The 12,133-nt window shown below is 72.5% G+C and carries 14 protein-coding genes and 1 pseudogene; 7 read left to right on the top strand and 8 right to left on the bottom strand.

What is annotated here, in order from left to right; translation table 11 throughout:
• Positions 1 to 91 precede the first annotated feature (91 nt).
• Complete coding sequence (locus tag RKD20_RS42030; protein WP_007386567.1) at positions 92 to 754, top strand: DUF4230 domain-containing protein; 663 nt, start codon at positions 92 to 94, stop codon at positions 752 to 754.
• On the opposite strand, the gene RKD20_RS42025 is transcribed toward RKD20_RS42030, so the two are convergent.
• From RKD20_RS42025 to RKD20_RS42000, 6 genes are read right to left on the bottom strand one after another with little or no spacing between them, the layout of a single operon-like run.
• Positions 755 to 2,515: a complex I subunit 5 family protein gene (locus RKD20_RS42025; RefSeq protein ID WP_424882321.1), complete on the bottom strand. Its 1,761-nt coding sequence runs from the start codon at positions 2,513 to 2,515 to the stop codon at positions 755 to 757. It abuts the gene before it with no gap.
• Positions 2,515 to 2,862, bottom strand: coding sequence for a sodium:proton antiporter (locus RKD20_RS42020; protein WP_424882320.1), 348 nt, complete (start codon positions 2,860 to 2,862; stop codon positions 2,515 to 2,517). Before RKD20_RS42020 ends, RKD20_RS42025 begins: the two co-directional genes overlap by 1 nt.
• The gene (gene mbhE, locus RKD20_RS42015) at positions 2,862 to 3,602 is read right to left on the bottom strand and encodes a hydrogen gas-evolving membrane-bound hydrogenase subunit E (RefSeq protein WP_424882319.1); all 741 of its coding nucleotides are present in this window, start codon (positions 3,600 to 3,602) and stop codon (positions 2,862 to 2,864) included. Before mbhE ends, RKD20_RS42020 begins: the two co-directional genes overlap by 1 nt.
• The gene (locus tag RKD20_RS42010) at positions 3,599 to 3,859 is read right to left on the bottom strand and encodes a Na(+)/H(+) antiporter subunit B (protein WP_424882318.1); all 261 of its coding nucleotides are present in this window, start codon (positions 3,857 to 3,859) and stop codon (positions 3,599 to 3,601) included. Before RKD20_RS42010 ends, mbhE begins: the two co-directional genes overlap by 4 nt.
• Positions 3,852 to 4,304: a monovalent cation/H+ antiporter complex subunit F gene (locus RKD20_RS42005; protein ID WP_424882317.1), complete on the bottom strand. Its 453-nt coding sequence runs from the start codon at positions 4,302 to 4,304 to the stop codon at positions 3,852 to 3,854. The genes RKD20_RS42010 and RKD20_RS42005 overlap by 8 nt, the downstream gene beginning before the upstream one ends.
• A complete protein-coding gene (locus RKD20_RS42000; RefSeq protein WP_424882316.1) occupies positions 4,301 to 4,483 on the bottom strand; it encodes a hypothetical protein in 183 nt (60 codons plus the stop codon). The genes RKD20_RS42005 and RKD20_RS42000 overlap by 4 nt, the downstream gene beginning before the upstream one ends.
• Positions 4,484 to 4,698: 215 nt before the next feature.
• On the opposite strand from RKD20_RS42000, the gene RKD20_RS41995 reads away from it, so the two are divergent.
• Both RKD20_RS41995 and RKD20_RS41990 read left to right on the top strand, forming a co-directional pair.
• Positions 4,699 to 5,256, top strand: a complete 558-nt coding sequence (locus RKD20_RS41995) for a VanZ family protein (protein WP_424882315.1) — start codon at positions 4,699 to 4,701, stop codon at positions 5,254 to 5,256.
• A 117-nt stretch (positions 5,257 to 5,373) separates the two neighbouring features.
• Positions 5,374 to 6,615 (top strand): RICIN domain-containing protein, encoded by a 1,242-nt coding sequence (locus RKD20_RS41990; RefSeq protein ID WP_424882314.1) that lies wholly within the window; start codon positions 5,374 to 5,376, stop codon positions 6,613 to 6,615.
• A gap of 9 nt (positions 6,616 to 6,624) precedes the next feature.
• On the opposite strand, the gene RKD20_RS41985 is transcribed toward RKD20_RS41990, so the two are convergent.
• Both RKD20_RS41985 and RKD20_RS41980 read right to left on the bottom strand, forming a co-directional pair.
• Positions 6,625 to 6,861: a hypothetical protein gene (locus RKD20_RS41985; RefSeq protein WP_424882313.1), complete on the bottom strand. Its 237-nt coding sequence runs from the start codon at positions 6,859 to 6,861 to the stop codon at positions 6,625 to 6,627.
• Positions 6,862 to 7,028: 167 nt separating this feature from the next.
• Positions 7,029 to 7,809, bottom strand: a pseudogene (locus RKD20_RS41980) (SDR family oxidoreductase).
• Between the two features lie 138 nt (positions 7,810 to 7,947).
• Here RKD20_RS41980 and RKD20_RS41975 point away from each other — a divergent pair.
• The 4 genes from RKD20_RS41975 (at position 7,948) to RKD20_RS41960 (ending at position 12,133) form a co-directional block, all read left to right on the top strand.
• Complete coding sequence (locus RKD20_RS41975; RefSeq protein ID WP_424882312.1) at positions 7,948 to 8,985, top strand: PHP domain-containing protein; 1,038 nt, start codon at positions 7,948 to 7,950, stop codon at positions 8,983 to 8,985.
• A gap of 38 nt (positions 8,986 to 9,023) precedes the next feature.
• Positions 9,024 to 9,680, top strand: coding sequence for an HAD family hydrolase (locus tag RKD20_RS41970; RefSeq protein WP_424882311.1), 657 nt, complete (start codon positions 9,024 to 9,026; stop codon positions 9,678 to 9,680).
• Positions 9,681 to 9,709: 29 nt separating this feature from the next.
• Positions 9,710 to 10,879 (top strand): aromatic acid exporter family protein, encoded by a 1,170-nt coding sequence (locus tag RKD20_RS41965; RefSeq protein ID WP_424882310.1) that lies wholly within the window; start codon positions 9,710 to 9,712, stop codon positions 10,877 to 10,879.
• Between the two features lie 294 nt (positions 10,880 to 11,173).
• On the top strand, positions 11,174 to 12,133 hold the full coding sequence (locus RKD20_RS41960; RefSeq protein WP_424882309.1) for an SDR family NAD(P)-dependent oxidoreductase: 960 nt from the start codon (positions 11,174 to 11,176) through the stop codon (positions 12,131 to 12,133).

Genomic DNA, 12,133 nt, shown 5'->3' with positions numbered 1-12,133 from the left:
CGGCAGTGTCCCAATCAGCCAACAAGACGGTCCCGCGGGGCTTTTGGGGGTCATCCCTGGGCATCCGTGCAGTAGGAAGGAGGGCCGTCGCATGACGACTCCCATCAGGCGCGTGTCCAGGCGCATGCCCGGCTGGGCGAAGATACTGACCGCCGTCGTGGTGGTGCTCGTGGTGTTCTTCGCCGGGATCCGGTTCAGTGTGCTCCCTGGCCTCAAGGACCTGTTCGGCACCGAGACCCACGACCGTACGGGTCCCGCACTTCTGGAGTCCATCCAGGACATCAGCCGTTACGACGCCGCCTCCGGCAACTTCCAGGTCGTCGTGGACCTGGAGAAGGACACGAAGTTCCTGCCCGACGCGATCCGCGGCTCGCGCACCCTGTACGTGGGGGCGGGCGCCGTCGACGCCTATGTCGACCTCGGCAAGGTCGCCAAGAACGACGTGACGGTCAACGAGGACCGCACGGCCGCCACCCTGCATCTGCCGCACGCCCAGCTGGGCAAGGCCACGCTGGACGCCGACCGCTCCTACGCGGTCTCCAAGCAGCGCGGTCTGCTCGACCGGCTCGGCGACTTCTTCTCCGACAACCCCAACAGCGAACAGGCCGTGCAGAAACTCGCGGTGAAGCACATCACCGAGGCGGCGAAGGAGAGCGAGCTGACCAAGCGGGCCGAGACCAACACCACCAACATGCTCAAGGGACTGCTGAACTCGCTCGGCTTCAAGAAGGTCGAGGTCACCTACGGCACCTGATCAGCCGCCGAGCATGCCCGGCAGGGTGAGGGCGCCGAGCACGGTGGTGCCGACCAGCACCCACGCCACGTAGTCGCCGACGTGCCCGGACTGCAGGCGCCTGAGCCACAGCGCCCGGTCCGGTGCGGCGAACGCCTTCGGGCGGGCGACGGCGAGGAGGGCGAGGACCCCGGCCAGCAGGGTCGAGACGAGGCCCAGCAGGACGCCGGCCGGGGTCCAGTGGACGGACGTGAACACGCCCGCGGAACCGGTCTCGTTCACGGCACGCGCGGCCACCTTCGCGAAACCGGGGGCCACGCCGACAGCGACGGCTCCGGCGAGCAGGACGGCGGGCACCGCGGTCATGGTGTCCGGAATCCGGCTGAGCCGGTGCCGGGTCTCGGGCCGCTCGCCGGAGCCGGTCGTCTCGTACCCGGAACCGGTCTCGGGCCTGGGGCCGAGGCCGCGGAAGACCCGGGCGGCGACCCGCAGGACGGCCGCGGCGGTCACCGCGCTCGCGGCCACGTAGAGCACGGTGAGCGGTCCTCCCACGGCCTCCTCGGTGACGGACTTGCCCAGTGCCGTGCCGAACGGCGGCAGGCCCGCGAGGCCGAGGGCGCCGAGGACGAACAGCACGGCGACGCCCTTGAGTTCGCGGGCCCTGCCGTGCAGGGCGTGCTCGTCGACGCTGCCGTAGCGGTCGAGGAGGATGCCGGTGCACGCGAACAGGGCGGCTTTCACTCCGGCGTGGCCGAGGACGTACAGGGCGATCCCGTCGTCGGCCTCGGGCTTCAGGACGCCGATACCGATGAGGAAGAGCCCGGTGTGGGCGACCGTCGAGTAGGCCAGGAGCCGCTTGATGTGCCGCTGGTACCAGCACATCACGGCTCCGATCACTGCCGTCAGCGCGCCCAGCGTGACGAGGGCCCGCTCGAACTCCGGGGCCGGGACGCCGCCGGGTCCGGAGAAGACCGTGCCGTACACGCGCCAGACGCCGAAGGTGCCGAGTTCGACCATGACACCCGAGAGCAGCATGCACACGGGGGTGGGGGCGACGGCGTGCGCGTCGGGGAGCCAGAAGTGGAAGGGGACGGCGGCCGACTTGACCAGCAGCGCGGTCATGACCAGCACGAAGGCGGCGAGGACCAGGGCGTCGGGGTGTCCGTGCGCGTCCAGCCCCCGGCCGATGGCGTGCATCCCCAGTTCACCGGTGCGCGCGTACAGCAGCCCGATGCCCATGAGCATGGCGTAGGCGCCGAGCGAGGTGACGACCGCGAAGGTCAGCGCCCCCTGGACGGCCCTGGCCTCCTCGACCCGGTGGCCGGTGAGGGCGTACGCCACGACGCTCATCAGCTCGAACCACACGAACGCGTTGAACAGGTCGCCCGCGATCGCGAACCCGCACATGCCGCCCTGGAACAGCAGCAGGAGCGCGGGGAAGGACCCGGCGTGACCGCTGGGCGGCTCGTCGAAGTAGTGCCAGGAGTACGCAAGTGACGCCAGGGTGAGCAGCGAGGCGAGCGCCGCCATGCCGAGACCGGGCCCGTCGCCGATCAGGACGATGCCGACGCTCTGTCCCTCCACGGGGGTCCAGCCGCCGGACCACTCCAGGAAGGGCGGCGAGGAGTTCAGCAGGAGGACGAGGGCGAGGGCGGCCGTGCCCGCGGAGACCGCGCAGCCGACGGACTCGGCGACGGGCCGGGGCACCAGGCGGCCGCCGGCGACGAGCAGGGCGGCTCCGAGCAGCGGTACGGCCACCAGCAGGGGCAGCGAGGCGTCCATCAGCCGCGCAGCTCGGAGAGTTCGTCGGGGTCGACCGTGCCGTGCCGTTTGGAGATCTGCACGACGAGGGCGAGCAGCAGGGCGGTGACGGTGGCGCCGACGACGACGTCGGTCAGCGTCAGGGCCTGCACGACCGGGTCGACGACCGGGCGCGCGCCGGGTTTCAGGTCCGAGAAGACCGGGGCGGTGGCGCCGTCGCGGTAGCCGACGGCCAGCAGCAGGACATAGGTTCCGGCCTGGCACACGGACAGGCAGCCGACGGCGTGGATCAGGTTCCGGCTGGTGGCGAGGCCGTGGCAGCCGACCAGGAAGACCCACCCGGCGACCAGATAGGGAAAGACGTCCATCACTTCCCGTTCCCCTCCTCGATCTCGACGGTCTGGTCCAGGAAGCGGGCGAGCAGGACGACGACCGCGCAGGCCACCTCCATGCCGACGGCCGCGTTCAGCAGGGGGACGGTGCCGCCGGAGGACAGCGTGTTGAAGGTGCCGTACGGCAGCACGGTGTTGGCGAGGAAGGCCGAGCCGCCGATCAGTCCGGCGAGGCCGGTGACGACGTAGGCGGAGGTCGCGATCGCGTCGCCGGTCTCGTACAGGGCGACCGGCCGGACGCGTTCCAGCGCGCGGTAGTCGGCGCCCAGGTAGAGCAGGTGCAGAGAGGTCGCGGCGACCACCCCGCCCTGGAAGCCGCCACCCGGACTGAGCTGCCCGTGGGCGATCACGTAGAGGCCGGTGAGGAGGGCGACGGGGAGCACGAGGAGGGCGTACCGGCGGACGGGACCGGCCACGTTCTCCGGGGCGGGGCGGCCGCGGTGTTCGTCATGGGTCCTGCGCAGCAGGATCACGCAGCCGATGACGGCGGCGAAGAGGATGGTCATCTCGCCGAGGGTGTCGAAGGCACGCTGGTCGAAGTTGACGGAGGCGATGACGTTCGCGGTGCGCCGGGCCAGGGAGGCGTGGACGGCCCGGTCACCGTAGGGGTGGTGGTCGCCGCCGAAGGCGGGCAGGTCGAGGGCGGCGGCCACGAAGAGGGCCGCCAGACCCGCGCCGCCCACCGCCACGAGCCACAGCCGGGCGCGGCGGCTCACCGGTGGGGTCCTTCCTTCTTGCCGCGCCGCCTGACCTTCTGGACGGCGAGCAGCAGCAACAGCGGGGTGAGCGCGGAGCCCACGGCCAGCTGCGACAGGGCCACGTCGGGGGCCTGGAGCACGGTGAACAGGACCGCGAGGACCAGGCCGAGCACGGACAGGACCAGGGCCTGGCGCACGGGGTCACGGACGGCCACCGCCGCGGTCGCGGAGAGGGCGACCAGGAGCAGTGCGACGACGATCACCGCGTCAGCCACGGCGGACCTCCGGGAAGGTGCCGGACAGGGCGCGTGAGGCGATGACGTTCCCGCCGATCAGCAGGGCTCCCACGACCAGCAGCTTGGCCAGGGCCCGGCTCGGTCCGGTGGCCACGCACAGCGCGGGGACGACCACCGCGCCGACCGCCGCGGCCGCGTAGGTCAGGCCCCAGGCGCTCGGCGGGTCCTCGGCCAGTTCGTCGGCGAGCAGCCGGGCGAAGACGAGGGTGCCGACCGGGCCGAGCAGGGCGAGGACCAGGGCGAGATCGACGTAGGAGGGGCGGTCGTAGCCCTGGGAGAGCAGCAGGAGGGCGGGGCAGGCGAACGCGGTGCACAAGTTCTGCGCCACGACCCGGCGCCTGAGCGGCCCGGTGGCGACGCCCCACACGGTGGCGCCCACTCCCCCGCCGAGGACGACGGCCGCCGCGAGGATCCAGCCGTTCACCGTCCGGTCACCGCCCGCCGGGCGGCCCGGGCGGCGAGTGCGCCGAGGCAGGCGGCGCCCGCGCCGACCGCGAGTTCCAGAGAGTCCACGGTGCTGATGAACACGAGCCAGAGCACAGCGAGCGCGGCCCACCAGCCGAGGAGTTCGGCCGAGGCGAGGAGTGTCGTACGTCCGTTCATGCGCCACCTCCTCCGCGTCGCGACCCGGGAATCGTCCGTCGCGCGCCATCCAAACACCGGCCGGAGGGCGTGCGGTGGCGACGCGCGCGGTACTCAGCCCCCAGTGCCCCGAGCGTACGAAGGAAAACCGGGGGTCGGTCGGTGCGCTGCGGCATTGTCGCGCCGTTCAGGGGTAATCGCCCCACGACACCGGGAAGTTGGAGAGTGGAGGACTAATGGCCTGGGCGCCCTCACGTTCGCGAGCGGGGTCAGACGCCGGCACCGCCAAGGACGAGCGCGCGGCGAAACCCGACCGCCCCCGGCGAGGTCCGCTCTCCCTCGTCGTCCGTTTCGTGGCGATGGTGTTCGCATTCGTGTTCATGGTGGCGTTCGCCGTCGTCCTGGCCCGGCTGACCCTCGAACCGTCGCCCGCGTCGGTGGATCTGACGCACACCAATCTGCACCCCGGTGCCTCGCTCAAGGCCTATCTGGACCAGCCCGAGATGCGGGACGCCTTCAAGCAGATCGGCGGGAACATCCTGCTGGGCATCCCGTTCGGCATCCTGGTTCCGATCATCGCCCCGAAGACCCGCGGGCTGCTGCGGATCCTGCTGCTGACGGCCGTGGTGATGCTGTTGGTGGAGTTCGCGCAGGGTGCGCTGGTGGAGGGGCGGGCCTTCGACATCGACGACGTCATCCTGAACACCTCCGGCGCCCTGATCGGTTATCTGCTGCTGGGGCGGCGGCTGAGCCGGGCGGTGCACAAGAAGCCGGTCGCCAAGCCGGCGAAGTAGGAGTGAGGAGTACGGACCAGGCTCAACTTCTGGTCCGTACCAAAGTATTGACCACCCCTTAACTCACCCCTTAAATCAAGAGGCGACACCTTCACCCCCCACCCCGAAGGAAGAGCCGTGGCCGCCTCACGCCTGCTCCGCAGATGTCTCCTCGCCGCGCTGTCCGCCGTACTGATCTCCGCCGGGACCGCCGAGGCGGACCCGCCCACCGCCTCCTCCGCCGATGCCGCTGCCAGTGCCGCCGCGGTGACGTTCTCCGACACCTTCGACGGGCCCGCCGGAGCCGCCGTCGACTCCTCGAAGTGGCAGATCGAGACCGGCGACAACGTCAACAACCACGAGCGGCAGTACTACACGTCGGGCAACAAGAACGCGGCACTGGACGGCCAGGGTCATCTGGTGATCACGGCCCGGCGCGAGAACCCCGCGAACTACCAGTGCTGGTACGGCACCTGCCAGTACACCTCGGCCCGGCTGAACACCTCCGGGAAGTTCACCGCGCAGTACGGGCACGTCGAGGCGCGCATGAAGATCCCGCGCGGACAGGGCATGTGGCCCGCGTTCTGGATGCTCGGCACCCCGGTCAACTGGCCGGACTCGGGCGAGATCGACATCATGGAGAACGTCGGCTTCGAGCCCTCGACCGTGCACGGCACGATCCACGGCCCCGGCTACTCCGGCTCGGGCGGCATAGGCGCCGGCTACTCCCTGCCGAACGGCCAGGCCTTCGCGGACGCCTTTCACACCTTCGCCGTCGACTGGGCACCGGACTCGATCACCTGGTCCGTGGACGGGAACGTCTACCAGCGGCGCACCCCGGCCGACCTGGGCGGCCGCACCTGGGTCTTCAACAAGCCGTTCTTCCTGATCCTCAACCTCGCGGTCGGCGGCTACTGGCCCGGCGACCCGGACGGCTCCACGGCCTTCCCGCAGCAACTCGTGGTGGACCACGTGTCGGTGACCACCGGCGACACGGCCACCGGGGCGGCGATCCGGGGTCTGGCCGGCAAGTGCGTGGACGTGGCCGGGGCGAACCCCGCGAACGGGACCGCCGTACAGCTCTACGACTGCAACGGCACCGCCGCCCAGCAGTGGACCGTCGGCGCGGACGGCACGATCCGCGCGCTCGGCAAGTGCCTGGACGCGGCGAGCGGCGGCACCGCGGACGGGACGGCGGTCCAGCTCTACGACTGCAACGGCTCCGGGGCCCAGCGCTGGACCGTCACGGGCGCACACGACATCGTCAACCCGCAGGCCGACAAGTGCCTCGACGTGACCGGCAACAGCTCGGCCAACGGCACCCGGCTGCAGTTGTGGACCTGCACGGGCGGCGCCAACCAGAAGTGGACCGTCGGCTGAGCCTGCGGGTCAGTGCCGGGTCCAGGTGAACTTGTCGCCGCCCACCCAGCGCACCACCTCCGGGTCGTCCAGGTCGTGGACCGTGATGCCGAAGGCGGCGGCCGCCTCCAGCACGTCGGTGACGGCCCTCGCCTCACAGACCACTTCCCCGTCGATCTCCACGATCCGGAAGGGCGGCGTGGTCGGCTGGACCCCGAGCACGATGATCCGCGGGCGCGCGATGTGCGGGCTGGCGATTTCGGTCATGGAACGAGCGTAGAACGCATCCCGCGGGAGGGAGAGGCGGGCGCCCCTGCTCCGGGTACGCGGGCAACCGGTCCCCGCGGTGCCCGCGGTGCCTGCGCGCGGGATACGACGATCAGGGCGTCCTCGTCCCCGAGCAGACGGCCCGACTCGGTGCCGGTGCGCGGTCTTCAGGGGCGCCGCCACTCGTCGCCGCCGAGGTGCGAGCCGGCCTGCGGGCCCATGCGGAGCATCCCGCCGTCGACGCTCCAGGACGCGCCGGTGACGTAGGTGGCCTCGGGGCCGGCGAGGAAGGCGATCACGGCGGCGACCTCGCGGGCGTCACCCGGGCGGCCGAGCGGGACCCCCGGGCGCTCCTCGGTGTGGACGTCGGTGTCCTCCTGGCCCGCCATCGGGGTGGCGATCTCAACCGGGCGCGACCGCGTTGACGGTGATGCCGTGCTCGGCGAGTTCCAGGGCCATGACCTGGGTGAGCAGTCCCGGGCCGCCCTTGGCCGCGCAGGACGGGGCCGCGCCGACCCGGGGCTGGTGCTCGTGGACGGAGGTGACGTTGACGATCCGGCCGCCTTCGCCCTGGCGGACCATGTGCCGGGCGGCCCGCCGGCCGCACAGGAAGGGGCCGGCCAGGTCGACGCCGAGGACCTCGCGGACCGTGTCGAGCTCCAGGTCGAGGAAGGGCGTCATGGTGCCGGTGCCCGCGTTGTCGACCAGGACGTCGAGGCGGCCGAGCCGGTCGCACAGCTCGTCGACGGTGCCGGCGGCGACGGGCAGCCGGGTGAGGTCCATCTGGGCCACGGCGGCCCGCTGTCCGAGCGCGCGGACCTCCTCGGCGGTCTCCTCGGCGCCCTTGAGGTCGCTGTGCCAGGTGATCCCGATGTCCATCCCCGCCCGGGCCCGCCGGACGGCGGTGGCCCGCCCGGTGCCGGAGTCGGCTCCGGTGATCACGGCCACCTGCCGCGGGGAGGGGTGGGGTCCGAGATCAGAGGGAGGTCCGACGCGCCATCGCGGTACCCGGCGGCGAACCCGACAAACCGCTCGTCCGTCGTGCGGGCCCCGGGCGCCTGGGGAACTCTGGAGGTGGAGGTGGCGATGGATCCCGTCGAGGCCCTGGAACGGATCGCCTTCCTGCTGGAGCGGTCCCTGGCACCGACGTACCGCGTCCGTGCCTTCCGTACGGCGGCCCGGGTGCTGACCGGGCTGCCCGCGGACGAGGTGCGCGAGCGCGCGGCGGACGGGTCGCTGGAGTCGCTCAAGGGCATCGGCCCCAAGACGGCCCAGGTGGTGCGCGAGGCGCTGGCCGGAGGCGTGCCCGGTTACCTGGAGAAGCTGGAGGCGGAGTCCACCGCGCCCCCGGCCCGGGGCGGCGAGGAGCTGCGGGCGCTCCTGCGCGGCGACTGCCATCTGCACTCCGACTGGTCGGACGGCGGCAGCCCGATCGAGGAGATGGGCCGCACCGCGGCGGAGCTCGGCCACGAGTGGGCGGTGCTGACCGACCACTCACCGCGGCTGACCGTGGCCCGGGGACTGTCCCCGGAGCGGCTGCGGGAGCAGCTGGACGTGGTGGCGGCGCTGAACGGGACCTGGGCGCCCTTCCGGCTGCTCACCGGCATCGAGTGCGACATCCTCGACGACGGCTCCCTGGACCAGGAGCCCGGACTCCTGGACCGCCTGGACGTGGTGGTCGTGTCCGTGCACTCCAAGCTGCGCATGGACGCCCGCTCGATGACCCGGCGCATGGTGGCCGCCGTACGCGATCCGCACGCGAACGTCCTCGGACACTGCACGGGACGGCTGGTGACCGGGCGGGGGCGGCCCGAGTCGGAGTTCGACGCGGACGAGGTGTTCGCCGCGTGCGCCGAGTCGGGCACGGCGGTGGAGATCAACAGTCGCCCGGAGCGCCTCGACCCGCCGCGCCGGCTGCTGCGCCGGGCGGTCGACGCGGGCGTGCTGCTCTCCGTCGACACCGACGCGCACGCGCCCGGCCAGCTCGACTGGCAGATCCTCGGGTGCGCGCGGGCGCAGGAGTGCGGGGTGCCGGCCGAGCGGATCGTGACCACCTGGGACCTCGACGAACTGCTGGCCTGGTCCCGGGAGGGCCGGATACCGGCCCGAGTGGCGGGCGCCTGAAGTGGTACCCGTGCGACCCGACAGCGAAGGAGCGGTACATGGAACGGGCGGCAGTGTTCGACGTCGACGGCACCCTGGTCGACACCAACCACCTGCATGTGACGACCTGGTGGGAGGCACTGCGGCAGGCGGGCCACCGGGTACCCATGCACGCCGTCCACCGGGCCATCGGACTCGGCTCCGACGACCTCGTCGCGCATCTGCTCGGCGAGGACCGCGACAAGGACCGGGACGAGGAGCTCAGCGCCGCCCACAAGGCCCTGTACGGGCAGTACTTCGACCGGCTGCCCGCCCTCCAGGACGCGGGCCGGCTGCTGCGGCGTCTCGACCAGGAGGGCTGGCGGGTGGTCCTCGCCACCTCGGCGGGCGGCGCGGAACTGTCCGCGCTGCGCCGGGCGATCGACGCGGACGACGCGATCATGGCCACCGCCAGCGCCGACGACGTCGAGCAGGGCAAGCCCGCCCCCGAGCCCGTCCAGCACGCCCTGGAGCTGGTCGGGGTGCCCGCCGGGCGCGCGGTCTTCGTCGGCGACACCGTCTGGGACATGCGGGCCGGCACCCGCGCGGGCGTGCGCTGTGTCGGCGTGCTGTGCGGCGGCATCCCCCGCGCCGACCTCAAGGAGGCGGGCGCGCAGGCGATCTACGACGATCCGGCCCACCTGCTGGCGTCCCTTGCGGACAGTCCCTTGGCATGACCTGCCGGACCGCACGGAACCCACTGCTCATGACAGGTGTGACAGAAGCTCTCCGCCGACCGCCCCGTCCCACGCAGACGCTCCGGCAGAAGGCCGGTGCGGTCGGCCGGGCCGCCAGCGCCGCCTGCCGCGGGCCGGGACGCGAGCGCGATCTTCTCGTGCAGTCGCTCAAGGCCTCGGCCGCCGCGATCCTCGCCTGGCTCGTGGCGGGCGTGTGGATGGGCGATCCGATGGCCCTGATGGCGCCCTGGGTGGCGGTGGTGCTGGTGCAGGCCACCGTCTACAGCTCACTGATCCAGGGCGCGCGGCAGCTGGCGGCGATCTGCTGCGGGACCGTGCTGGCGTCGGTGGCACTGGCCGTCACCGGAAGCACGCTGGGCGCCGTGGCCCTGTCCGTGCCGCCGCTGGTGCTCCTGGCGAACTTGCCGCGCTTCGGCGACCAGGGGATCTACGGCGCCACCACCGCGCTGTTCACCCTGGCCACCGGGGCCGCCGGGGCGTCCGCCGTCGGCCACCGGGTGGGACAGGCCGCGCTCGGCGCGGTCATCGGTGTCGCCGTCAACGCGTTCGTCCTGCCGCCGATCCATCTGCGGGACGTACGGGAGAACCTCGCGGCACTGGCCCGGGAGGCGGGCGACACCCTGCACACCGTGGCCGGTGACCTGCGGGACGGTGAGTGGGACACACAGCGCTGGTCGCACGCCTCGGCCCGGCTGGAGCGCCGGCTGGGGGCGCTGCGGTCCGCCCGCGGCTGGAGCCGGGAGAGCCTGCGGCTGACCGCCGCCCCGCTGCGAGCCGTACGGCGGCCTCCCGCGTCGCTCCCGCCGGAGGAGGACGACGAGCGCTGGAGCCGGGTCACCGGGCACATCGGCGCGCTGACCCGGACCCTGACCGTGGCCGCCGACGAGGGCCGCGCGCCCGCCCCGCCCGCCGGGCCCGTACTGGACTCGTACGCCGACCTCCTGCAGCTGATCGGCGACGCCTGCCACGCGGAGAGCGACCGGCTGCTCGCGGCCGGCGGTGCGGGCCGGCCGGACGACCACGCCCAGGCGGCGATGCGGGAGCTGCGCGATCAGCTCCAGGACGGGCTCCGGGAGCACGCCGGGCAGGGGGCCGAGGGCACGACCGTGCTGGGGACCCTGCTGCTGCAGGCCGAGAACCTGTGGAGCGAGACCGTTCCGACCGGTCGGAACGGGTGACGCAGCTCACCCGGGAACACGCCGAACGGCGGAACACCCCAGGGTCGTTGCCCGTTGAACAGACCGTGGGTGCGGATGGGACAGTGTCCCCGGGCCTCACCTTTTGCGCACAGGGACGATCGTTCGGCTGAAGCCCTGTGGAGCCTTTCGCCGAGAGGCGACCGCCATCCGTGCCCACCACTTGACCGCCCCGACCGTGATTCCCCCGTCCGGTCGGGGCTTCCCCTTTTCCGGGCCGGTGCCCGGCGGGGCGCGCTTGACTTCGAGAGCACTCCAATTCGTAGCGTTCCCGTCATGAGCACTGCACAGCACAAGATCGGTTCGGGGTTCGACGCCCACAGCACGGCAGACGACGTCCTCGCGGGCACGGACCTGTCCGGCAAGCTCGCGATCGTCACCGGCGGCTACTCGGGGCTCGGCCTGGAGACCACCCGGGCACTCACGAAGGCGGGCGCCCGGGTGGTCGTCCCGGCCCGGCGTCCCGACACCGCCTGGAAGGCCCTGGCGGGGCTGAACGGCGTGGAGCTGGACGAGCTCGACCTCGGTGACCTGGAGAGCGTGCGCGCCTTCGCCGAGCGGTTCCTCGACTCGGCCCGCACGGTCGACTTCGTCATCGACAGCGCCGGGATCATGGCATGCCCGGAGACCCGGGTCGGGCCCGGCTGGGAAGCCCAGTTCGCGACCAACCACCTCGGGCACTTCGCGCTGGTCAACCGGCTGTGGCCGGCCATCGAGCCCGGCGGCGGCCGGGTGGTCTCGGTGTCCTCGCGCGCCCACCACTTCTCCGGCATGCGCTGGGACGACGTCCACTGGCGGAGCGGCTACGACAAGTGGCAGGCGTACGGCCAGGCCAAGACGGCGAACGTCCTGTTCGCCGTCCACCTCGACCGGCTCGGCGCCGAGCGCGGGGTGCGGGCCTTCTCGCTCCATCCGGGCGGCATCCTGACCCCGTTGCAGCGCCACCTCCCCCAGGCGGAGATGGTGGAGCGCGGCTGGATCGACGAGCAGGGCAACGTGCTCAACCCCTCCGGCTTCAAGAGCCCGGAGCAGGGCGCGGCCACACAGGTGTGGGCGGCGACCTCGCCCCAGCTGGCGGGGATGGGCGGCGTCTACCTGGAGGACTGCGACATCGCCGAGCCCGCCGTCGAGGGCGACCAGAGCAACGGCGTCAGGGCGTGGGCGACCGACCCGGAGCAGGCGGAGCGCTTGTGGACCCTGTCGGCGGAGCTGACGGGTGTGAACGCGTTCGCCTGA

Source organism: Streptomyces sp. SLBN-8D4, from assembly GCF_049739545.1.
GTDB lineage: Bacteria > Actinomycetota > Actinomycetes > Streptomycetales > Streptomycetaceae > Streptomyces > Streptomyces canus_C.
The sequence above is the reverse complement of the archived record's forward strand: the minus strand, read 5'-3'. Positions and strand labels throughout refer to the sequence as shown.